This window comes from Paenibacillus sp. alder61 (assembly GCF_020179875.1).
Lineage (GTDB): Bacteria > Bacillota > Bacilli > Paenibacillales > Paenibacillaceae > Fontibacillus > Fontibacillus faecis.
In genome coordinates, this window is record NZ_JAIUDG010000006.1 from 190,095 (window position 1) to 212,526 (window position 22,432).

Annotated in this window: 19 protein-coding genes; 17 read left to right on the forward strand and 2 right to left on the reverse strand. The window is 52.1% G+C overall.

Annotated features, from left to right (window positions below; genetic code table 11):
* Window positions 1-75 precede the first annotated feature (75 nt).
* Together LBW89_RS08350 and LBW89_RS08355 are read left to right on the forward strand one after the other, a co-directional pair.
* The gene (locus tag LBW89_RS08350; protein ID WP_148451577.1) at window positions 76-1,407 is read left to right on the forward strand and encodes a PhoH family protein; all 1,332 of its coding nucleotides are present in this window, start codon (window positions 76-78) and stop codon (window positions 1,405-1,407) included.
* 164 nt (window positions 1,408-1,571) lie between these two features.
* Window positions 1,572-2,831 (forward strand): extracellular solute-binding protein, encoded by a 1,260-nt coding sequence (locus LBW89_RS08355; RefSeq protein ID WP_225038944.1) that lies wholly within the window; start codon window positions 1,572-1,574, stop codon window positions 2,829-2,831.
* Here LBW89_RS08355 and LBW89_RS08360 read toward each other — a convergent pair.
* Together LBW89_RS08360 and LBW89_RS08365 are read right to left on the reverse strand one after the other, a co-directional pair.
* Window positions 2,826-3,902, reverse strand: a complete 1,077-nt coding sequence (locus LBW89_RS08360) for a coiled-coil domain-containing protein (protein WP_213506137.1) — start codon at window positions 3,900-3,902, stop codon at window positions 2,826-2,828. The two genes, LBW89_RS08355 and LBW89_RS08360, sit on opposite strands and share 6 nt — an antisense overlap.
* 145 nt (window positions 3,903-4,047) lie before the next feature.
* Complete coding sequence (locus LBW89_RS08365) at window positions 4,048-4,284, reverse strand: DUF2626 family protein (RefSeq protein WP_148451580.1); 237 nt, start codon at window positions 4,282-4,284, stop codon at window positions 4,048-4,050.
* Between the two features lie 338 nt (window positions 4,285-4,622).
* On the opposite strand from LBW89_RS08365, the gene LBW89_RS08370 reads away from it, so the two are divergent.
* From LBW89_RS08370 to LBW89_RS08440, 15 genes are all read left to right on the forward strand, one after another.
* Window positions 4,623-5,276 carry an RsfA family transcriptional regulator gene (locus LBW89_RS08370; protein ID WP_148451581.1) on the forward strand — a complete coding sequence of 218 codons (654 nt, stop codon included), beginning with the start codon at window positions 4,623-4,625 and terminating at the stop codon, window positions 5,274-5,276.
* Between the two features lie 118 nt (window positions 5,277-5,394).
* Window positions 5,395-6,390 (forward strand): ketopantoate reductase family protein, encoded by a 996-nt coding sequence (locus tag LBW89_RS08375; protein ID WP_225038945.1) that lies wholly within the window; start codon window positions 5,395-5,397, stop codon window positions 6,388-6,390.
* Window positions 6,391-6,463: 73 nt separating this feature from the next.
* Window positions 6,464-6,847, forward strand: coding sequence for a DUF3397 domain-containing protein (locus LBW89_RS08380; protein WP_148451583.1), 384 nt, complete (start codon window positions 6,464-6,466; stop codon window positions 6,845-6,847).
* A gap of 221 nt (window positions 6,848-7,068) precedes the next feature.
* Window positions 7,069-8,775, forward strand: coding sequence for a peptide ABC transporter substrate-binding protein (locus tag LBW89_RS08385; protein WP_213506134.1), 1,707 nt, complete (start codon window positions 7,069-7,071; stop codon window positions 8,773-8,775).
* A 204-nt stretch (window positions 8,776-8,979) separates the two neighbouring features.
* Complete coding sequence (locus LBW89_RS08390; RefSeq protein WP_148451585.1) at window positions 8,980-9,912, forward strand: ABC transporter permease; 933 nt, start codon at window positions 8,980-8,982, stop codon at window positions 9,910-9,912.
* Window positions 9,913-9,914: 2 nt separating this feature from the next.
* Window positions 9,915-10,877 carry an ABC transporter permease gene (locus LBW89_RS08395; protein WP_148451586.1) on the forward strand — a complete coding sequence of 321 codons (963 nt, stop codon included), beginning with the start codon at window positions 9,915-9,917 and terminating at the stop codon, window positions 10,875-10,877.
* Between the two features lie 11 nt (window positions 10,878-10,888).
* Entirely contained in the window at window positions 10,889-11,884 is a 996-nt protein-coding gene (locus tag LBW89_RS08400; RefSeq protein WP_148451587.1) for an ABC transporter ATP-binding protein, read from the forward strand.
* On the forward strand, window positions 11,881-12,822 hold the full coding sequence (locus tag LBW89_RS08405; protein WP_148451588.1) for an ABC transporter ATP-binding protein: 942 nt from the start codon (window positions 11,881-11,883) through the stop codon (window positions 12,820-12,822). Before LBW89_RS08400 ends, LBW89_RS08405 begins: the two co-directional genes overlap by 4 nt.
* Window positions 12,823-12,966: 144 nt before the next feature.
* Window positions 12,967-14,604 carry a bacillithiol biosynthesis cysteine-adding enzyme BshC gene (gene bshC, locus LBW89_RS08410; RefSeq protein ID WP_225038946.1) on the forward strand — a complete coding sequence of 546 codons (1,638 nt, stop codon included), beginning with the start codon at window positions 12,967-12,969 and terminating at the stop codon, window positions 14,602-14,604.
* Between the two features lie 12 nt (window positions 14,605-14,616).
* Window positions 14,617-15,882 (forward strand): adenosylhomocysteinase, encoded by a 1,266-nt coding sequence (locus LBW89_RS08415; RefSeq protein ID WP_225038947.1) that lies wholly within the window; start codon window positions 14,617-14,619, stop codon window positions 15,880-15,882.
* A 247-nt stretch (window positions 15,883-16,129) separates the two neighbouring features.
* The gene (gene mraZ, locus LBW89_RS08420) at window positions 16,130-16,561 is read left to right on the forward strand and encodes a division/cell wall cluster transcriptional repressor MraZ (RefSeq protein ID WP_213506341.1); all 432 of its coding nucleotides are present in this window, start codon (window positions 16,130-16,132) and stop codon (window positions 16,559-16,561) included.
* A gap of 53 nt (window positions 16,562-16,614) precedes the next feature.
* Window positions 16,615-17,589, forward strand: a complete 975-nt coding sequence (rsmH, locus tag LBW89_RS08425; RefSeq protein WP_225038948.1) for a 16S rRNA (cytosine(1402)-N(4))-methyltransferase RsmH — start codon at window positions 16,615-16,617, stop codon at window positions 17,587-17,589.
* On the forward strand, window positions 17,590-17,991 hold the full coding sequence (locus LBW89_RS08430) for a hypothetical protein (RefSeq protein ID WP_148451592.1): 402 nt from the start codon (window positions 17,590-17,592) through the stop codon (window positions 17,989-17,991).
* Between the two features lie 40 nt (window positions 17,992-18,031).
* Window positions 18,032-20,320 carry a penicillin-binding transpeptidase domain-containing protein gene (locus tag LBW89_RS08435; protein WP_225038949.1) on the forward strand — a complete coding sequence of 763 codons (2,289 nt, stop codon included), beginning with the start codon at window positions 18,032-18,034 and terminating at the stop codon, window positions 20,318-20,320.
* A gap of 81 nt (window positions 20,321-20,401) precedes the next feature.
* Window positions 20,402-22,369, forward strand: coding sequence for a stage V sporulation protein D (locus LBW89_RS08440; protein WP_225038950.1), 1,968 nt, complete (start codon window positions 20,402-20,404; stop codon window positions 22,367-22,369).
* Window positions 22,370-22,432: the final 63 nt, after the last annotated feature.

Here is a 22,432-nt window from a genome sequence, read left to right on the forward strand (position 1 = left end):
CCATAACATTTCCCGGACGGGAAAAAGTATGTATGCGAATCCGGGCTGCAAGATTTCCGGTTGGAGGGGATTTCCGTGAAGAAGATCTTTGTGCTGGATACCAATGTTTTGCTGCATGATCCGGGTGCGATCTTTGCTTTTGACGAGCATGAGGTGGTCATACCGGCGGTGGTACTCGAAGAGATCGATTCGAAGAAAAGAAATGCCGAAGAGATCGGCCGCAACGCGCGGAGAGTATCCAGGCTGTTGGACGGGTTGCGGGAAAGAGGACATCTCCATGACGGCGTGCTTTTGGACTCCGGAGGCCGTATAAAAGTGGAGCTTAATCACCGCAGCTTTCTCAAAGTCCAAGACATGTTTGTCGAAATTACCAATGATAACCGGATTTTGGCGGTAGCGCTGAACTACCATTTGGAACAGCAGGAGGAACCCCATCCCCGCCCGGTCGTTCTGGTCAGCAAAGACGTTCTGGTCCGGATCAAGGCGGATGTGCTGGGCGTGACGGCGCAGGATTATTTGTCCGACCGGACCGCCGGGCCTTCGGATTTATATAGCGGATACTTGACCATTCCAGTACATCCTTCGATTATCGACGAGTTTTACTCGTATCGTTATTTGTCCGTCGAACGGCTCGGTTTGTCCTATTCCCTGTATCCGCATGAATTCGTCATTTTAAAAGATGAAATGGGGACGGGAAAATCGGCACTGTTGCGCGTAAATGCGGAAGTTTCCCGCTTGGAGCCCTTGTATCTGAGCCAGGATGCCGTTTGGGGAATCAGCGCCCGCAACGCCCAACAACGGATGGCGCTGGAATTGCTGTTAAACGACGAGATTCCGCTCGTGACGATTACGGGGAAGGCCGGGACCGGAAAAACGTTGCTGGCTTTGGCCGCCGGTCTGATGAAAGTGGAGGATGATCATAAATATAAAAAACTGCTTATCGCCCGGCCCGTTGTTCCGATGGGCAAAGATATCGGGTATCTGCCGGGCGAAAAGGAAGAGAAATTAAGACCCTGGATGCAGCCGATCTACGATAATCTGGAGTATCTGTTCGACACCAAGAAATCGGGGGATATCGAGAAGATTCTCATGGGTCTCGGCAGCATTCAAGTCGAAGCGCTGACCTACATCCGGGGCCGTTCGATTCCCGGGCAGTTTATCATTGTGGATGAAGCGCAAAACTTAACCAGACACGAAGTCAAAACGATCGTTTCCCGGGTAGGGGAGGGAAGCAAAATTATTCTGATGGGCGATCCGGAGCAAATCGACCATCCTTATCTCGACTCCGCCAGCAACGGTCTGACTTTTCTGGTGGAACGCTTTAAGGAACAAGGCATCGGCGGACATATTACTCTGGAAAAAGGGGAGCGTTCCAAGCTCGCACAGGCCGCCGCCGATCTTTTATAATAAAGAGAAGCCGAATAAATAGGATCGCCGGGTGCAGACCCGGCTTTTTTGTCATCATTTGTAAGGACAAGTCCCAGGAAGATTTGCTACAATAAGGAGGAAAATAGGCTCATGTCCAGGTATACAGGTGATGAAGCGTGAACTTGTGGAGAGGAAGAACGGGTATGAAGCGTAGAAACCACTGGGTGCTGTTTGCCATCCTGTTGCTCGCCTTGATAAATTTGTCGCCCAGCGAGACATCGACGCTGACAAACTCGGAAGACCGCGGTGAAGCCGAACCGGTCGCTCCCCAAAACCGGGAGGCGGACAAGGAACCCGGCCGTATCGCGGTAGCGGTTCAAATGAGTGAAGCCGAATTTGACGATCTGCAGCGGTTGAATCAAAAAGTGATGGATGAGACAGGGATGCAGGTCGAATTAACCAACCTTAAAGCGGACCACGATTTAGAGGCGATTCGGCAGAAGTTGGAGCTCGGGGAATCTCCGGACGTACTGCTCCTCAACAATACGTGGGTGCGCCGGTTGGCTTCCTACGGATATTTGCTGCCGACCGAAAGCTATTACCCGGGATCTTTAGCCGGTGATGTGTTAAGCGCTTCCTTGGCGCAAAATGAGTGGAACGGCTATACATGGGCCGTCCCGCTGGACATCGATCCTTATGTGTGGGTTTACCGGGAGGATCTGCTGAAGGCGGAGAACTTGAAGCTCCCTTCGTCACCTGAAGAATGGCAGCAGCTTTTGGCTAAGCAGAAAACCCGGACCTCGCCGTCTTTTCTTATCACTTTCGACTACGGAGATCCTTACGCGGCGCTATCGTTAACGATGCAGCTTTCGGGCAAAACCGGATCGGGCGGTGCCTCCTCCGTGTTTAAGTTGACCAAAGAAACCGGGGAAGCGGTCAAACGGCTGGATGCGCTGCGTCCTTATTTGCTGCCTTCCGGAAGCGATACTGCCGGTCAAAACGTGTGGAGCCAACTGTCCGCCGGGAAAGCGGTGTTCGGCTTGGTCCAATGGAGCGAGGCTCACCGGCACCATAGCCCCGGCCTTCAAATCGTCTTTCCGGACCGGGCTATTTCCGGGGAAATGTGGATTACGGGACGGAGTTACGCGGTAACTGCGAGAACGGGGAACGGGGAAGCCGCGGGGCGGTGGATCTCGGCTATGACGACCCAGGTTCAGCAGCGTCAATGGTTTGAGTTGACCGGAAATTTGCCGGTTCACAAAATATTGTACCAACAGGCGGAGCACGGCGGCGTACCGGGCGGGATTCCTCCGTCCCTTATGAATGGAAAAGGAACTCCAGTGCCCGCAGGCACCGAAATTCCAGGGAACATGGACAAATACGCTTCGATCACCGCCGCCTTTCTTAAAGGCGGCCTAGGATTGCAGGCTTACTTGAACGAATTGTCTTCGTTAGGATTATAGGTCCAGTTTTAATTTTACAATCAGCGTCCCTTTTTGGATGGAGGCCTCGGTGGCTTCCACAAAAGGGACGATTTTTTTGGGATAAAAACCAAGGTCAAAATCATTCTCAAGCTCAGTACGGGTCGTATCCGGAAGCTCCAGTCCGTTAAAAATAATCCTGCTGACATGGAAGGTGATCGAATTTTGCGGTTCCTGCTCCACCGTGTAGGTTCCTTCCACTTTCAGTTCCAGGCCTTCCCTGCGCCCTTCGGCGATAATGCGTTCATCTTCAAACACGAAGGCCATATTCTTCAACAGGTCGCTGCGGGAATGGAGGAAATCATTCAGATCCTTCTCCTGGACGGTCAATACATATCCGCCGTTGTCGGAGGCAAGGCTCTCCCGGTGTTCCTGCAAAAAGTCCGGAAATTCCGCCATAGCCGCGGACAGCTCTTTAAAATATCGCCGTATCTCATAAAGTCCGACATTTTGCCAATAAACGGTCAGCTCTTCAATCATCGCTTTTAGTTTCTCGGGGTCCGCGCTCGCGTCCAGGGACCCGTCAACGCTCTGCTGCAGGGCCGCTACCCGGGTGCGCTGCTTCACAAGGCTTTCTTTCATCGAGCCGAGCTCCCCGGACAAGCGGTCCAATTTGCGTTTGGTCTTCTCTATGGCGGCGTATTCCGTCTTGTATTTGTTCAGGATATAATGGTCTCTTTCGGCAATAAGCTGATAATAATCCAGCATCGACAAAAAGTCCTTGAGACTGTTGGCCGATAACAAGGCGGACAGCAGACTTTCACGTTCCCCCATATAATAAGCGGCAAGTCTTCGGCCCGCCTGTTCCCGGCTGTCCTTGATCTCTTCGTCCTTATTGGACAACTGCCGCTCCAGCTCCCGAATGGTTTGTTCCGTTTGACGCTGTTCTTCCTCGATTCGCGTAATTTCCCGATCAAGCTCCACGATGGAAAGACTCTCTTGGAGCACCTTCAACTCCTCGGCGGACATCGGAGCGGCGGAGGTCTTGACCGGGAGCAGGAGGACGGACGCAAGCAAAATCGAAAGGTATAGCGCCGTGGTTCGTCTGTTCAATGGTTTTCTCTCCCTATGTTGAATTACCTCATATATATGATACCAGTTCGGCGAATAGGAGTGGGTTATTAGTTTTGTACAAATGAAAAAAGGCGGTCCGGCCAGCGGCCGGATCGCCTTTGAGTTATAAAGCCAAGGGGATTGCTTACAACGGAAGTCCCATTTGGAAAATGGTCCAGTAGCTGAAACCGGTAAAGGCCACGATCATATATCCCCAGAACAGCAGGATATAGGTTCTTTCCGTGAATTTCAGGTAACCGAACAACACGAAAAATGCCGTTTGCATGAAAAAAAGCAAAGCCATTTCGATCAGGTCGCCGGCAAAAGCCATAAGTCCGATGGCGAGTGTGAAGAAGCCAAGGACGCGGAACATGCGTGCCAAGAGAAATCCCCCTTTCCTATGTATACACGTCTTCTGAATTCTATACCTCATTATACCCGCAAGTCATATAAGTGTAAACGAAAAGTCACTAAATTTACCGTTTGTAGACTTGACTTGTGATCTTTATTATTGATCCGATCTGAATTTGCATTTGTAAATTTCTTTTGTTTCGCGGTGAGGTATGGACGAGGGATGTTTTGGAAATACATTTTAGTATCAAATAGATTCTATGAACTCTATGAGAGGCATAGAAATGGAGTAAGAAATATTTTACCAGCAGCCTGCCGATTTTCCGGCGGGAACGGTATATTAGGATGTCGTTAGGAGGTTTTTATAGCATGACAGCAGTGAGACAAGACGCGTGGAGCGCTGAGGATGATTTGATCTTGGCGGAAGTGACTCTGCGCCATATTCGGGAAGGCAGCACCCAGTTGACGGCATTTGAGGAAGTGGGGGAACGCATCGGTAGAACGGCGGCGGCTTGCGGTTTCCGGTGGAACAGCTGCGTCCGGAAAAAATACGAAGCGGCGATCAGTATCGCCAAAGCTCAACGCCAAAAACGAAACTACATGAAAAAGCAAGGGGCGCTCGCAGGCAATCCGGCCATTTCATCGTTGGCACCGGCCGAGTTGGAAGAAGGGACTTACCGGAGCGATGGGGCTACCGAAGAAACGATCTCGATCGATGCCGTCATCCGTTTTTTGCGCGGTTGGAAGAATTCGATCCAGGAGACGAACCGGCACGTGAAAAATTTGGAGAAAGAGCTGCGCGAGAAAGAAGAGGAGCTTGCCAGACTGAGAGAAGAGAACGAGCAGCTGTCTGCGCAGGTGAGCGAAGTTCAGACCGATTACCGCGTCGTGAATGACGACTACAAAGCTTTAATTCAAATTATGGATCGGGCCCGCCGCTTGGCTTTCCTGAATGAAGAGGAAGAAGAAGCGAAAACCCGCTTTAAAATGGATGCGAACGGAAATCTGGAGCGTATCGAATAATAAAAAAAACAAAATCCTGCCGATTAGGCGGGATTTTTGTCTTTTCGGGCGAGGCGAAGGTCTGGTATAAAAGAAGTAGGAATAAAGCGGAGGCAGGGCGGGAAGGAGAGTGCTTCTTATGAAGATCGAAATTATTGGCGCCGGAGCGCTCGGCTTGCTGTTTGGGGGAATGCTGGTTCACGCGGGGGAACGGGTCCGATTTTGGACAAGAACTCCCGAGCAATCCGAGCTTTTGAACGGTGGCGGTTTTTGCATAGAACAACGGGATGGGACCATGGAGCTTAAGCCGGGCAGTTTTACGGCGTGCCCTATCGATTATGCGCCAACGGAGTCTGATGGAGAGAATACGGACTGGCTCTTTTTAATGACGAAACAGCGTCACATTGAACGGCCGCTTTTACAGCAAACGATGAAGCTGGCCGGTCCCGGAACCGGGATTTTATGTTTTCAAAACGGGATCGGGCATGTGGAAAAGGTACGCGGCGCTTTCCCAGGGAATCCGGTATATGCGGCCATCACCACGGAAGGGGCCAAGCTGGCCGATAAAAACCGGGTGGTCCGCTCCGCGACGGGGCTCACAAAAATAGGGTACCCTTTGACGGCGGATCCGGCAGCGGTTTTGAGCGAAAAAGGCAGGGCGAATCGAATTTCTCCGGGCGAACCTAACTTAAAAACCGCTGAAAGTTTAGCAAAAAAACTGACGCAGGCAGGATTTCAAGCCATTTTGTCGAATGACATCGATACGGAGATTTACGGGAAGCTGTTGATCAATGCCGCGATCAATCCTTTAACGGCCTTGTTGAGGGTGCCGAACGGGGACTTGCTCCTCAGTGAAAATCGCCGGCAGTTGCTGGAACAGTTATGCCGCGAGACGATGCAAATTTACCTTGCCCACGGGATTCCCTGTGACCCGGACCCTTACGCTCGGGTCGAAAGCGTTTGCCGCTCGACAGCGGGGAATACTTCGTCCATGTTGAAGGACGTGCTGCAAGGCGAGGTGACGGAAGTGGATTATATTAATGGACGTTTGGTTGAAATGGCCAACGCGGCCAAGGTTTCGGCTCCAGGACATGAAACCGTCTGGCGTCTGGTGAGGGCGCTCCACCCTGCCTGAATCGTATAAAATAATAGCATTTGACCAAGCGAGTCGTTTTTGCAATTTCAATCATGCTGGGGAGGTGGAACTATTGAGTATAATACTCTCGTCTGTCGGGGCCCTTTCGGTTTTGCCGTTCATTCCTTTCCTGCTCGTGTATTTCGTCGCCATATATATGAAGAAAGACAAGAAGACGGCAATCAAGTTGGCGATGGATGTCACCACGGTATTTCTGATTCTATCGGTTTCCGCCTTGTTCAACAATGTCTTCGGTTCCAAATTCGGTTTCTATCTTATTCTGCTGATTTTGCTGATCGCCGTGGGGCTGATCGGCGGAGCGCAAAACCGGATGAAGGGGAAGGTCGATGTCCGCAGGTTGATGCGAGCGGTTTGGAGACTAACTTTTGCGGGTACCGGCCTGGCCTATGTCTTGTTATTCCTCATTAGCATTTTTACATATATTACGGCACAGTAGGCGAAGCTAATGAGTATACAAAAATCTACATAAAAGATTAACATCCGAGGTTAATTGTAAACAAAATGAAAAGTCAATATTGTATATTGGACTATTTTGTTAAGAAAAAGCTCGATTATATTAATTTTTGATCAAATAATTGAAAATTTTTGTTGGATTTTTTTGACCGCTGGTTGTATAATCTAAAAACATATACCACAATTTTAAGGGGGAACTGCAAGATGAAGAAGAGTAAAAGTCTTTTGCTCCTTTTGACGCTCGTTCTTGCGGTTGGCACGCTGCTTGCGGCATGCGGATCGAATGGGAACAAAGGCGCATCAAACGGTGGCAACACATCTTCCAACAGCGGCGAAAAAGCTGCGAACAGCGGTGAAGAGAAGTTGGCCGCGGATCAAACGCTTAGAATCAACCTGAGTGCAGAACCGCCGACTTTTGACCCGGCTCAAGCGCAAGACAGCCAAGCCAACACGGTACTGAAAACGATGTACGAAGGCTTGACTCGTATGGATGAGTCCGGCGAGCCTCAACCGGCTGCAGCCGAGAAGTGGGAAGCCGACGGCAATAAAATCACCTTCCACCTTCGCAAAGATGCCAAGTGGAGCAATGGCGACCCGGTTAAAGCGAGCGATTTCGTTTTCGCCTGGGAACGCGTCCTCAGCCCGAACACTCAACCGGCAGCTCCTTATGCTTATCAATTGTACTACCTGAAGAACGGGCAAGAATATAATGAAGGAAAAATCAAAGACTTCAGCCAAGTCGGCGTAAAAGCGCTTGACGATTATACGCTGGAAGTGGAATTGATCGCTCCGACTCCATACTTTGTAGGTCTGACTTCTTTCTACACCTTCTATCCGGTTCACCCATCCGTGAAGGACGATCCGAAATGGGCGGTTGACCAAAGCAAAATGATCGTTAACGGCGCGTTCACGTTGACCAACTGGACGAAGGGCCAAACGATCGAAGTAACGAAGAACGAAAACTATTGGGGTAAAGACCAAATCAAGCTGAGCAAAATCACCATGTCGCTCGTAAACAGCGGCGCTACCGAGCTTGCCAGCTATAGAAACGACGAGTTGGATCGTGCGGGTCATCCGAACGGTGAAATCCCGACCGACCAAATTCCTATCGTTAAAGACCAACTCAAAGACGAGTTTAAAGTTAAAGGGATTGCAAGTACGTATTACTATGAATTCAACGTAACGGCCAAGCCGTTCGATAATGTAAAAATCCGCAAGGCGTTTGCCATGGCGATCAACCGTCAGGATATCGTTGACAAAATTACGCTGGGCGGACAAATTCCTGCATTCGGTTATGTACCACCAGGTATTAAAGGCGTGAAAGATGAATTCCGTACGGAAAACCCAGACGCAGGTTTCTTTACAGAAAACGTAGAAGAAGCTAAGAAATTGCTTGAAGAAGGCATGAAAGAAGAAGGCTATACGAAGCTGCCTGATATCACGCTGATTTACAACTCCAGCGAAGCACATAAGAAACTCGCTTTGGCTGTAGCTGATATGTGGAAGAAAAACCTTGGTGTAGACGTGAAAACCGAAAACCAAGAATGGGCCGTATTCATCGAGAACCGTCAAAACCTGAACTACCAAATCGCACGTGCCGGTTGGAGCGCGGATTACAACGATCCGATGACTTTCATCGATATGTGGACGTCCAACAGTGGTAACAACACTACCGGGTTTAAGAACGCGGATTATGACAAACTCGTTCAAGACGCCAAAACTTCGAGCGACAACGCAAAACGTAACGAAGATTTCAAAAAGGCTGAAGAGATTTTGATCAAGGACAACATGATCCTGATGCCGGTTTACTATTATACCAACGTAGCGCTTGAGAAAACATGGCTGAAAGGCGTAGTACTTGACTTCAGCGGCGCCATTGACTATACCCGCGCTTATTTGACTGAACATTAATTTGTTAGTTTAGCGCATTAAAGAATTGCATAGCTGCATCGGGATATATATGTGGGTATTCCATATATATCCCGTTTTTTTTGTGTGCAACGGGTTGCTTCCAAGCTTTGTGAGGTTATGGGAATTATATTGAATAGACAAAGTTCCGGATTTAACCTAAAATCGGTTTATGTCGAATTTTATCATGAGGAGGTGCTAACGGGCATGGTGCGTTATATTGCCAATAAGTTTTTTTACATGTTGGTCTCATTGTTCATTTTGATCTCCGCCACCTTCTTTCTGATGAAAGCCATTCCAGGCGATCCCTTTACTTCAGAGAAAAAGGTGCCGCCTGCGATTCTAGCGAATTTGTATGAACAATATGGACTGGATAAGCCCGTTTATCAGCAGTATTTGAAATATTTAGGGGATGTAGTGCAAGGCGATTTCGGAATTTCCATGAAGAAAATTAATCAGGACGTCTCCGACATCATCGGGCAAACGTTTTCCGCTTCTCTTAAATTGGGCGTTGTGGCCATTGTGGTTGCGGTGATCGTAGGGGTACTGCTCGGAATGCTGGCAGCGCTGTATCATCGCAAATTGATCGACAATGTGGCGATGGTGTTAGCGGTGCTGGGCATCGCGGTTCCCAGCTTTGTCGTGGCCTCGCTACTGCAGTTTATTTTTGCTTCGAAGCTGCACTGGCTGCCTACGATGGGCTTCAAGGGACCGATGTATTACATTCTTCCCGTAGCCGCTCTGACGGCGCAGCCGATCGCCTTTATCGCCCGCTTGACTCGTTCAAGCATGCTCGAAGTACTCCATGCGGATTACATCAAGACGGCGAAAGCGAAGGGACTGAACTGGTTTGCCATTTTGTTCCGGCATGTCATTCGTAACGGAATTATGCCGGTCGTCACCTATCTTGGACCGATGACCGCGAATATCGTCACCGGTTCGGTCGTCATTGAACAGATTTTCGGGATCGGCGGGATCGGCAAACAATTCGTCGAAGCGATCGGTGTCCGTGATTATCCGGTTATTATGGGGATTACGATCTTCTACGGAATCCTGCTGATGCTGGCCCGTTTCCTTACCGACATTGCTTATATTTTTGTTGATCCTAGAATCAAACTTAGCAAAGGGAAGGAGGGGTAAGGATGGATAATAATCCAATTCAAGTAATGCAAACGCCGGTGGACTTGAAGCCGGAAGATTTCCGTAAAATCGGAACGGATGAGAAGCAGGCGGAAGTGATCCAGCGTGAAAGTATTTCCGCATGGCGGGATGCCTGGTATCGTCTGCGTTCCAATAAGCTGGCGATGACCGCGCTCGGCGTGCTGCTGCTGATTGTCATTGCCTCCCTTGTCGGTCCGTTGATTTCCCAATGGGTGCACGGATACAACTATTATTCCAATGATTTGATGAATACAAACCAGAAACCATCCGCCCTGCATTGGTTCGGAACCGACGACCTCGGCCGCGATGTGTGGGTGCGCACCTGGATGGGGGCGCGGATCTCCCTGATCGTAGGTTTGGCCGCCGCTTGTATCGACTTGTTGATCGGCGTAATCTATGGCGGGATTATGGGTTATTTTGGCGGCCGTGTCGATGAAATTATGAATAAATTTTCCGAGATTATCTATTCCATTCCTTATCTGCTGGTAACGATCTTGTTGCTGGTCGTTATGGAACCAAGTTTGGGAACGATTATATTGGCCCTGACCATTACGGGCTGGATCAATATGTCATGGATTGTCCGCGGTGAAATCATGCAGCTCAAAAGCCGGGAGTTCGTACTGGCATCCCGCTCGATGGGCGCCGGTTCCGGACGCCTTCTGTTCCGTCACCTGCTGCCGAATGCGGTTGGTCCGATCATCGTTACCGTGACCTTGTCCGTACCGAACGCGATTTTTGCGGAGGCATTTCTGAGCTTCCTCGGCCTCGGTGTACAGGCTCCGATCGCTTCGCTCGGTTCGATGATCAACGATGCCTTGACCGGCTGGCTGTATTATCCTTGGCGCATGCTGTTCCCGGCGGCTGTCATCAGCTTGACGATGCTGGCGTTTAACATTTTCGGCGACGGCCTTCGCGACGCGCTGGATCCAAAACTGAAGAAATAGGAGGTGGAGTGATGGAGCCGATTTTACAAATCAAAGATTTGCATGTCTCCTTCCAAGTAAAAGGCGGAGAAGTGAAAGCCGTACGCGGCATGAACTTCGAAGTAGGCAAGGGGGAAACGGTTGCGATCGTCGGTGAATCGGGCAGCGGCAAAAGCGTCACCGCCCAAACGATCATGCGTCTGATCCCGTCCCCTCCGTCCATTATCAAGCAAGGTGAAATTCTGTTCCAGGGACAGAACCTTTTGCAAAAAAGCGACAAACAAATGGAAGCCATTCGCGGTAAAGATATCGGTATGATATTCCAGGATCCGATGACCTCTTTGAACCCTACGATTAAGGTAGGCAAACAAATTACCGAAGTGCTTATCAAACATCAGAAAATGTCAGCGGCGGAAGCGAAGAAAGAAGCCATTGAGATGCTGAAGCTCGTAGGCATCAAAAATGCGGAAGCCCGCTTTAATCAATATCCGCACGAATTTTCCGGAGGGATGCGTCAGCGCGCGATGATCGCTATCGCTTTGGCATGCCGGCCTTCCCTGCTTATTGCCGACGAACCGACAACGGCGCTTGACGTAACGATTCAGGCGCAAATTATGGACGTCATGAAAGAAATGCAAGAACGTCTGGGTACGTCGATCATCTTGATCACGCATGACCTTGGTGTGGTTGCGGGGATGTGTGACCGGGTCATCGTCATGTACGCCGGGGAAGTCGTCGAAACCGGAACGAAGTGGGAAATTTTCAAAAACCCTCAGCACCCTTACACCAAAGGGCTGCTTAGATCGATGCCACGCCTTGACCAGAAGAAGGGCGAGCCTCTGATCCCGATCATCGGGACGCCGCCGGACTTGATCAAGCCGCCGATCGGCTGTCCGTTCGCCGCACGGTGCGAGCATGCCATGAAGATCTGCGAACGCATCGATCCGGGCGCAACGGTATTCAGCGACACGCACATGGCGCGTTGCTGGGATCTTCACCCGATGGCCAAGGAGGGACAGTCGTCATGAGTAAGAACCTGATCGAGGTCGAGGGCCTCAAGAAATATTTCAACGTTGGCGGCGGCAATGTGCTTAAAGCCGTCAACGATATCAGTTTCTCGATCGCGGAAGGCGAGACCTTGGGTCTCGTCGGCGAATCGGGCTGCGGGAAGTCTACCGCCGGACGGACGATCCTCCGTCTGTACGAGCCGACCGCCGGCAGCGTTCGCTTCAACGGGGTGGATATTAACCAGTTGTCCCCTCGTAAAATGAAAGCGATGCGGCGCGACATGCAGATGATTTTCCAGGATCCGTACGCGTCGCTGAATCCACGCTTCACGGTTACCGATATTATCGGTGAAGCGCTGGACATTCACGGCATGGCGGGCTCCCGGGCCGAGCGGAAGAAACGGGTGGAAGAGCTGCTGGATATGGTAGGCTTGAACCCGGACCACGCCACGCGTTACCCGCATGAGTTCTCCGGCGGTCAACGCCAACGGATCGGGATCGCCCGCGCACTAGCGGTAAATCCGAAATTTATTATTTGCGACGAGCCGATTTCGGCACTTGACGTTTCGATTCAAGCGCAGGTGGTCAACCTGCTGAAAGAGCTGCAAGATCGCCTTGGCTTGACTTACCTCTTTATCGCGCATGACCTGTCGATGGTCAAACATATCAGCGACCGCGTTGCGGTTATGTATCTGGGTCGGATCGTGGAATTGGCGGAAAGTGAAGAATTGTACGCCAACCCGCTTCATCCTTACACCAAAACGTTGCTGTCGGCCATCCCGATTCCGGATCCGGAAGTGGAGGCCAACAAGAAACGGATTTTGCTGGAGGACAACGGCAACGGACCGATTACATCGGCGAAGGACGACTCCGCCGCCGGCGGCGCTTTTGACCTGGAAAACTCGGAGTTGGTCGAAGTTTCCAAAGGCCATTGGGTATCCATGCCGAAAAAAGGATAATCGGAGCCTCTGCTCCCTTGCCCTGCACCGTATGCCGGTGCGGGGCTTTTTTTGGCTTAGCGAATGTCTCGGGGTTATGCTATATTTTATAAGAAGCTAAGAAGTTTAAAGCTCGTGAGAAAAGAACAGGAGGATCGATCCCTGATGAATATCGTGCAAGAGCCGCTGCCGGCGGGACAACCGCTCGCGGATGCGCTCATTCAGGATTATACCCGGGTCAGCTCGTTTTATGAGTATGACCCCCAGGAGGAACGGAGCTGGAAGGAACGGCTCGATTGGCTCGATCAAAACGAAGGAGTGCGTGTCGGACGGGAGGCGTTGGTATCCCGGCTTCGGGAATACAATCGCCTTCACAATCCGGAGGACGCGGTTGCGGCAAACCTTGAGCTTTTGGCTCAGCCCGGAACTGCGGTGATCGTCGGCGGACAGCAAAGCGGTCTGTTCACCGGCCCGCTGCTGGTTATTTATAAAGCCGTAACGATTATCAAGGCGGCCCGGGAAGCTTCGCGGAAGCTGGAGCGGCCCGTCGTGCCGGTGTTCTGGATTGCCGGCGAGGATCATGATTGGGACGAAGTCAATCATACGTACGTCTTGTCGGCCAGCCTGGAGGTCAGCCGGGTGCGCATCGCCGACGGCCATGAGCAAGGCAAACCGGTGAGCTGGACGGAATTGTCGCCGGAAGTATGGGAACAAGCGGCGGGCGAACTGGAGCGGCTCCTGCCGGAGACCGAATTTCGCCCCGGATTAATGGAGTTGTTCCGGACGTGCGCCGCTTCATCCGCCACCTTGTCCGAATGTTTTGCGAAGTTGATGGGGCATTGGTTCGGCAAGTACGGATTGGTCCTGCTCGATTCCGCGGATCCCGCATTGCGGCGGCTGGAAGCCCCCGTGTTTGAAGCGATGATCGCCCGAAATGATGAGCTTGAAGAAGCGTACTTGGAGAATTCAAGGTTGATCAAGGAGGTTGGGTACACACTTCAGGCGGACGTCCGGGAAGGCGGAGCAAATCTTTTCTACATACACGAAGGAGAAAGATTGCTTTTGTATAAGCAGGAAGGCAAGTTCGGCGATCGCAAGGGGAAAGTGGCCTTCTCGCAGGAAGAGCTGATCGGGGAGCTTCGCGCCCACCCGGAACGCTTCAGCAACAATGTGCTGACCCGTCCGCTGATGCAGGATTCGCTTTTGCCCGTATTAGGCGCGGTCCTTGGTCCGGGGGAAATCGCCTATTGGGCCTTGACGCGGCTGGCATTCCGGAAATTTGATCTGCAGATGCCGATCTTGCTGCCGCGGGAATCTTTTACCGTGATGGAAGGGACCCTGCAAAAGCATATGGAGAAGTACGGGCTACAGTGGAAGGACGTGGCGGACCGGGACGCGCTGCGACTCAAGCGGGAAGCTTGGCTCGCCGGGCAAGATTCGCTAAACGTCGGAGACCGGTTTGAAGAGATCAAAGCCGCCTTTACGGCGATGTATGATCCTCTGATTGAACAGCTGGGCACGATTCAGGCGGGACTGGTCAAGCTGGGAGGCGCCAACCGCGATAAAATCGTCGACCAGATCGAATATTTACGCGGTAAAGCGAAAGATGCTCTGGAGAAATCCAATGAAGCGGGACTTCGCCATTTCGATCGTATCGAGCTGTCCCTGTTCCCCCTGGGAAAACCGCAAGAACGGGTTTATAACATATTTTATTACCTGAACCGCTATGGGGCCGACTGGATTGACGGTTTGACGGGAATTCCTTATGATGTAACGGGAAGTCACCGGATCATATACTTGTAGGAGGGAAAATCGATGAGTTCAGCTATTCAAAACAGCGTGGTGGCCGATATGAAATTGGCCCCCGAAGGGCATTTGAAGATCGACTGGGTCGAGGCCCATATGCCTGTACTGGGACGGATTCGCAAGCAATTTGAGAAGGAGCAGCCCTTTAAAGGATTGAAAGTGACGATCTCGCTTCACCTGGAAGCCAAAACGGCTTACCTGGCGAAAGTCGTTAAAGCCGGCGGTGCCGAGGTGACGATTACCGGAAGCAACCCGCTTTCCACTCAGGACGATGTGTGTGCGGCATTGGTGGAAGACGGAGTTACGGTGTTTGCCAAGTACAATCCGGAGCCGGAGGAATACAAAGCGCTGCTCGTCCGGGCTCTCGAAACGAAACCGGATCTGATTATCGACGACGGCGGGGACCTTGTGACGATTCTTCATTCGGAGCGCCCGGACCTCCTTGAGCATATTCGCGGTGGCGCGGAGGAAACCACGACGGGGATTTTGCGGCTCAAAGCGATGGATAAGGAAGGAAAACTGCAGTTCCCGATGGTGGCCGTCAACGACGCGTACTGCAAATACTTGTTCGATAACCGTTACGGGACGGGGCAATCCGTATGGGACGGGATCAACCGGACGACGAACCTGGTCGTGGCGGGAAAAACCGTCGTGGTCGTAGGTTACGGTTGGTGCGGTAAAGGCGTGGCGATGCGGGCCAAAGGGCTTGGCGCGAACGTCGTTGTCACGGAAGTGGACGCGATCAAGGCGGTGGAAGCTTACATGGACGGCTTCCATGTCATGCCGATGCTGGAAGCGGCCAAAGTCGGCGATTTCTTCGTCACTGTGACCGGAAATCGCGATGTCATTCGCGGAGAACATTACGACGTGATGAAGGACGGCGCGATCCTGTCCAACGCCGGCCATTTCGATGTGGAAGTGAACAAACCGGAGCTGGCGGAACGCTCCAGTTCGATCCGTACCGTGCGCCGGAATATTGAGGAGTATCAATTGAAGGACGGGCGCAAAGTGTACGTGCTTGCCGAAGGACGATTGGTCAACTTGGCGGCCGGAGACGGCCATCCCGCGGAAATCATGGATATGACGTTCGCCTTACAGGCGTTGTCGCTCAAGTACGTGAACGAACAGTACGAGCAAATCGGCAAAACCGTCATCAATGTTCCTTATGAGCTGGATGAGCAAGTGGCCCGCTTCAAGCTGGAAAGCCTGGGGCTCGGCATCGACACGCTGTCCGAAGAACAGCGTGCGTATCTGGACAGCTGGCAGGAGCACTAAAAGAACGCGGTACGAAAACAAGACAATGAAACAGCTTATCGAAGCGTGAGCGAGTGGATCCATCGATCCTCTAAGCTCACGCTTTTTTAGTTCATTAAGGCGTATTTCAACCGTTGGCCGGATTAAATTTCCAACAAAAAAAGTTTCCAAAGAAGAAGGATTTTTGGGCGTGGTGGAGAATAAGTACTATTCATAGTGGTGGAAAGTGGTGCAAAGTGGGGGAAAGAGGTAAGGAGTGAGTGAACCAATGTTTATGGGGGAATTCCAACATAGCATTGACGAGAAGGGCCGAATGATCATTCCGGCCAAGTTTCGCGACCTCCTTGGGACTTCTTTCGTCGTCACCCGCGGGCTGGACCAGTGTCTTTTCGTATATCCGCTGCAGGAATGGGAAGTCCTGGAACAAAAGCTTAAAGCCTTGCCGCTAATGAAATCGGATGCGCGTGCGTTTACGCGGTTTTTTTTCTCCGGTGCGACGGAATGCGAATGGGATAAACAGGGAAGGGTAAATTTGCCCGCCAATTTGCGGCAGTACGCCAAACTGGAGAAGGACTGCGTCGTATTGGGCGTGTCGAACCGGGTAGAAATTTGGAGTAAGGATATTTGGGAGCAGTACTTCCAACAATCCGAAGACACCTTTAACGAAATTGCCGAGAAGCTGGTTGATTTTGATTTTTGATTTTGATTTTGATTTTGATTTGCCAAGAAAGATAGAGTCTGGAGGCGTAAGTCTTGTTTCATCACATCACGGTGCTTAAAAAAGAAGCGACAGAAGGGCTGCGCGTCAAGCCGGACGGCATTTATGTGGATTGCACTTTAGGCGGAGGCGGGCATAGCTCCGTTATCCTGTCCCAGCTTGGGGAACGCGGCAGATTGATCGCGTTCGATCAGGATGATTGGGCTATGGACAACGCCAGGGAGCACCTGGCCTCCTACGGAGAACGCCTGACCTTGGTCAAAAGCAACTTCCGCCATTTGCAGCGGAAGCTGCTTGAGGTGGGGGGCGTTCCGACGAAGGACGGCATTCCTCAAGTGGACGGTATTTTGTTTGACCTCGGCGTATCCTCTCCCCAATTTGACGAAGGAGAGCGGGGGTTCAGCTATAATGCCGACGCTCCGCTGGATATGCGCATGGATCAATCCGCCTCGCTTACGGCCAGGGAGATTGTCAATGAGTGGCCGGAACGCGAAATTGCAAAAATTTTGTTCCAATACGGCGAAGAGAAGTTTTCCAGACGAATCGCTTCGGTTATAGTGCAGCGAAGGCTGGAGGCGCCGGTTGAAACGACCGGAGAGCTGGTCGAGTTAATCAAGGAAGGGATTCCCGCGGCGGCGCGCCGAACCGGCGGCCATCCGGCGAAGCGCAGTTTTCAGGCGCTGCGGATTGCGGTGAACGATGAATTGGGCGCTTTGGAGGAAGGGCTGCACGCCGCGGTCCGCTGTCTCGCTCCCGAGGGGAGAGCTTCGGTTATTACATTTCACTCGTTGGAGGATCGGATTTGCAAGCAAATTTTTGCCAGTTACGTTGAAAAATGTACCTGTCCGCCTGATTTCCCCATGTGTGTATGCGGCGGCAAGGGACAGCTCAAACTGGTCAATCGAAAGCCGCTCGTTCCTTCGGCGGAGGAACTGGAACAAAACCCGCGGGCGCGTTCGGCGAAATTGCGCGTAGCGGAGAAATTGCAATCAAATGCGGAGGACATGTAAATGGCGTATACTCGGGGGAATTTGGCAGTCAAAGAAAAAACGGCGGAACGCGGGCATCAGTCCCAGCGTTACCGTGAGACCACAAAGGTCGTTACCAAGCGGGCGCCGCTTCCCGTCAAAGAGAAGCTGCTTTATTTGGCGACGATTATGTTTTGCGTCACGGTGATGGGCGCTCTGCTGCTGCAAAACGCGAATCTCTATAATATCAAACGGCAGATTTTCAATCTGAATGCGGAAATTCAGACGATGCAGGTAGAGGTCAAGGAAATGTCCGTTCAGAAGGAAAAACTGGAGGAGAAAATCCCGGAGGAAGCCGCTAAACTCGGTTACGTTTTGCCTGCGGAAAATGAATTCCATATTCAGGTTCCTTTCGGTTTGAAGGCATCCGGATCCGCGGAGTAGCGGATCCGGACAAAAATTTTAGAATCAAAGAGGTTTTGCCATGATCAAGAGAATAAAACTTCGGACACTGCTGATAGGGGGATGCATTACCCTCTTTTTTACTGTTCTAATAGGTAGAGTGTTCTGGATTCAGGTCGTGGAGGCCGGTTTTTGGCAGAGTCATGCCGAAGAACTTTGGTCAAAGGAGAAAATACTTCCGGCCACGCGCGGCACCATCACCGATCGGAAAGGGGACGTATTGGCTATCGATGCCCCCGCCTATACCGTGGCCATCAATCCCAGGCTGATCAACAAGCTGAATTTGCAAAATGAAGTGGTGGAAGGGCTTCACAACCTGCTTGGCAAAGACAAACTCCAGTTGGAGGAAATCGTCAACGCCAAGAAAGGGGACGGGACATTTTATTCGCAGCGGGAAATTCGCTACGAAGGCTGGAAAATCGATCAGGAACTCAAAGATAAAGTCGAAGGTTTTGCTAAAGAACTGGAAGAAAAGCACAAGATTGAAGATGCCGGCATTTATTTTATCAAGCAACAAAAACGGTATTATCCTGAGAAAGAGCGGGCGGCACATGTGCTGGGATATCTGGACCGGGACGGAAACGCGGTTTCGGGCCTGGAAGCGGCTTATGACGAGGAACTGAGGGGTGTCGACGGAAAGCTCCAATACAAGAGCGATGGCCGAGGGATCGAGATTCCAAAAGCGAACGAAATCTACCAACCCGTTAAAAATGGAGAAAACATCCAGCTGACGATTGACGGGACAATACAGTATTATATCGAAGAAGCGATGAAGGAAGCTTTCAATCAACTGAATCCGATCAGTATGACGGTCATAGCCGCGGATCCGAAGACGATGGATATTCTCGGCATGGCCAATTTGCCGACTTACGATCCGAATCAATACTGGGCTGATGTGGATCAAAAGAACTTTTATAACCATGCAATCAAGTCGGTGTACGAGCCGGGCTCCACGTTTAAAATCGTGACGTTGGCGGGCGCCGTTCAGGAAGGGCTGTTTAATCCCGGGGCGAAATATATGTCCGGAAGCATTCGCGTTCCGGGGCAAACCATCCACGACTTGAGACGTTCCGGATGGGGGCCTATCAGCTATTTGGAAGGGGTTAAACGGTCCAGTAACGTTGCGTTCGTTAAGCTGGGTTATGAGATGCTCGGTCCGGAGCGGCTGAAACAATACGTAGACAGTTTCGGGTTCGGCCAAAAGACGGGGATCGAGTTGCCCGGTGAAGCGGCCGGGGTTGTAACGCCGGAACAGCAAGCGGATTTTGCGGCGATGGCTTACGGCCACGGCAAATTGCTCGTCACCCCGTTGCAGCAGGTCGCCGCGGTGGCGGCGGTGGCGAACGGCGGGAAGCTGATGGAGCCGCATATCGTCAAGGCGAAGACGGACCCGCAGACGGGGGAAACGGTGAAGACAGACCCGAAGGTTGTGCGGCAAATTCTTACCCCGGAAAAAGCGAAGGAAGTCAGCGAAATTCTGGAGCAGGTCGTATCCGACCGGAAAATCGGGACCGGCCGCCATGCCTATATCGAAGGCTACCGGGTTGCCGGTAAAACGGGGACCGCGGTCAAGCCGGTTAACGGGAAATACGATTATACAAAGCAAGTCGTCTCCTTCATCGGTTACGCACCGGTGGAAGACCCCAAAGTCGTCATGCTCGTGCTCATCGACGAGCCGAGAGACTCGGAGCTCGGCGGCGGCGCCGCGGCGGCCCCGGTATTCCAAAAGATCATGACGAAAACCCTGCAATATCTCGGCGTGCCGAAGAAGCTGGACGATAAGGCCAAAAAACCGGCGGATACGGAAGTCAGCAGCGGGGTGGTGACGCCGGATTTATCCGGGCTTTCCTTACAGGAAGCGAAAAATAAACTCGGGGAGAAAGGGATCTCCTACGCCACCCTGGGCGGAGGCAAGGAACTTGTGTCCCAGTTTCCGAAAGCGGGGAACACGCTGAAGGCGGGCCAGTATATGTACCTGCTGACCGAGGAAGGCCGGAAAATGGCGATTCCGAATCTTGGCGGAAAATCGTTAAGGGAGGCGATGGAGCTGCTTTCGGCGCTTCAGGTCGCCGTGACGGCCGAAGGGCAGGGGTACGTGGTGTCCCAGACGGCCTCCGAGGAAGACGGCCGGCGAAAGGTGCATCTCGTCCTTGAGCCGCCGGTGAAAGATCCGGCGCTGACGGAATCGGAGACGGATACGGAGGCGGACTCCGACTCGAATTCGAACTCGGACTCCGGGAAGGATGCTTCTTCCGCGGACGGCGGCGAAGGCGGAGAAAACGCCGGTCAGAACGGGGATTCTACCCCATAGCTTGTTCTAACCCCTGTTTGTCCTGAATATGCATGTGAAGAGATCGACCACATGTTTTGGGATGGACAGGGGGCTATCGTGATGAGAGTATCCAAAGTAACGGTCAGACGAAGATTATTCATATTGCTTGTGCTGTTATGTCTGCTGTTCGCCGCTCTTGTAATCCGGCTGGCATATGTGCAGCTCGGCCAGGGGGAAGAGCTATCGGCCAAAGCGGAGGATTCCTGGCGCCGCAATATCCCTTATTCCGCGAAGCGGGGGGAAATCACCGACCGGAACGGTATGGTGCTGGCTTATAATATTACGACGCCGACCGTGATGGCCATTCCGGTGCAGGTGAAATCGCCCGAAACGACGGCGAAAAGCCTGGCCCCTTTGCTCGGAATGAGCGAGGAAGCCGTGTTCAAGGCGATTACCAAGAGACAATCCATAGTCAGGCTGCAGCCCGGCGGACGCAAAATTACGATGGAAAAAGCGCAGCAAATTCGTGATTTGGCTCTTCCGGGTATTGTCGTTGCCGAGGACAATAAAAGGTACTATCCCTATGGGGGCCTCGCCGCCCATATTCTCGGGTTCACCGGCGGCTACAATCAAGGCTTGACCGGGGTGGAAAGCATGTATGACAGCAAGCTGAACGGGATGAACGGCAGCGTCTCGTATTTGTCGGACGCGGGGGGCAGGCTGATGCCCGGCTCATCGGAGAAGTACGTCGAGCCGAAGGATGGGCTGAGCCTGACGCTGACGATCGACAAATCGATTCAAAGCATCATGGAGCGCGAACTGGACCAGGCGATGGCCCGGCATCAGGCCAACTCGGCCCTGTCGATCGCGATGAACCCGAAGACCGGAGAGATTCTGGCGATGGCGGCGAGACCGGGATACGAACCCGCGAAATATCAAGAGGCGGATTCGGCGGTGTACAACCGGAATCTGCCGATCTGGATGACCTATGAGCCCGGTTCCACTTTTAAAATCATTACCTTATCGGCCGCTTTGGAAGAAAAGAAGGTGGACTTGCGCAATGAGCAGTTCTTCGATCCGGGCTATGTCAAGGTAGGCGGCGCTTCGCTGCGCTGCTGGAAAAGAGGCGGCCACGGCAGCCAAACCTTCCTGCAGGTCGTGGAAAATTCCTGTAATCCCGGATTCGTCGCGCTCGGGCAACGGTTAGGGAAGGAAACTTTGTTTAAGTACATCAAGGATTTCGGATTTGGCTCAAAAACGGGAATCGACCTGGCGGGGGAAGAAAACGGGATCTTGTTCAAACTGTCCCGGGTAGGTCCGGTCGAACTCGCGACGACCTCTTTCGGCCAAGGGGTATCGGTCACGCCGATCCAGCAGATTACGGCGGTCTCGGCGGCGATCAACGGCGGTAAGCTGTTTAAGCCGTTCGTAGCGAAATCCTGGACGAACCCGGATACGGGGGAAGTGGTGTCCACCAATGAACCTCAGCTCGTTCGACAGGTGATTTCCGAACAAACATCCAAGCAGGTCCGCGAGGCGCTTGAGAGCGTGGTGGCGAACGGAACCGGCGGCAACGCCTTTATCGACGGGTATCGGGTCGGCGGAAAGACGGGGACCGCGCAGAAAGTAATTAACGGCCGCTATTCGCAAAACGAGCATATCGTCTCGTTCATCGGCTTCGCGCCGGCGGACGATCCGCAGATCGTCGTTTATACCGCGGTAGACAATCCGCAGGGGATTCAGTTCGGCGGCGTTGTGGCGGCTCCGATCGTGAGGAATATTCTAAAGGATGCGCTCGAATACATGCAGATTCCGCCCCGGCAGCAACAGATCGCCAAGAAATACAAATACGGCGAAACTCCGGTTGTCACGGTTCCCGATTTGATGGGGCGGACGGTTCAGGAAATTTATGAAGATCTCAATATGAATTTTAATCTGGCCAAATCGGGCGCGGGCAATGTGGTGATCAACCAGGCGCCCAAGCCGGGTACGAGGGTCGACAAAGGATCGACCATCCGAATTTATATGGGTACGGAGGAGGACGCCGAGCAAGGCGGTCTTCATGACCATCAGGATGAATCATCCTGAACAATGCCTGTTTTGGTAATAATAAGGATAGGGTTGTTGTTCAGAAATTGACGGAGGGGTAAC

Excerpts from the sequence above, each read along its gene's own strand:
- bshC (WP_225038946.1), top strand. The coding sequence starts at position 12,967 with ATGAATATCGTGCAAGAGCCGCTGCCGGCGGGACAACCGCTCGCGGAT.
- LBW89_RS08430 (WP_148451592.1), top strand. The coding sequence starts at position 17,590 with ATGGCGTATACTCGGGGGAATTTGGCAGTCAAAGAAAAAACGGCGGAA.
- LBW89_RS08440 (WP_225038950.1), top strand. The coding sequence starts at position 20,402 with ATGAGAGTATCCAAAGTAACGGTCAGACGAAGATTATTCATATTGCTT.
- LBW89_RS08355 (WP_225038944.1), top strand. The coding sequence starts at position 1,572 with ATGAAGCGTAGAAACCACTGGGTGCTGTTTGCCATCCTGTTGCTCGCC.
- LBW89_RS08370 (WP_148451581.1), top strand. The coding sequence starts at position 4,623 with ATGACAGCAGTGAGACAAGACGCGTGGAGCGCTGAGGATGATTTGATC.
- LBW89_RS08395 (WP_148451586.1), top strand. The coding sequence starts at position 9,915 with ATGGATAATAATCCAATTCAAGTAATGCAAACGCCGGTGGACTTGAAG.
- LBW89_RS08375 (WP_225038945.1), top strand. The coding sequence starts at position 5,395 with ATGAAGATCGAAATTATTGGCGCCGGAGCGCTCGGCTTGCTGTTTGGG.
- mraZ (WP_213506341.1), top strand. The coding sequence starts at position 16,130 with ATGTTTATGGGGGAATTCCAACATAGCATTGACGAGAAGGGCCGAATG.
- LBW89_RS08390 (WP_148451585.1), top strand. The coding sequence starts at position 8,980 with ATGGTGCGTTATATTGCCAATAAGTTTTTTTACATGTTGGTCTCATTG.
- LBW89_RS08405 (WP_148451588.1), top strand. The coding sequence starts at position 11,881 with ATGAGTAAGAACCTGATCGAGGTCGAGGGCCTCAAGAAATATTTCAAC.
- LBW89_RS08435 (WP_225038949.1), top strand. The coding sequence starts at position 18,032 with ATGATCAAGAGAATAAAACTTCGGACACTGCTGATAGGGGGATGCATT.
- LBW89_RS08400 (WP_148451587.1), top strand. The coding sequence starts at position 10,889 with ATGGAGCCGATTTTACAAATCAAAGATTTGCATGTCTCCTTCCAAGTA.
- LBW89_RS08415 (WP_225038947.1), top strand. The coding sequence starts at position 14,617 with ATGAGTTCAGCTATTCAAAACAGCGTGGTGGCCGATATGAAATTGGCC.
- LBW89_RS08385 (WP_213506134.1), top strand. The coding sequence starts at position 7,069 with ATGAAGAAGAGTAAAAGTCTTTTGCTCCTTTTGACGCTCGTTCTTGCG.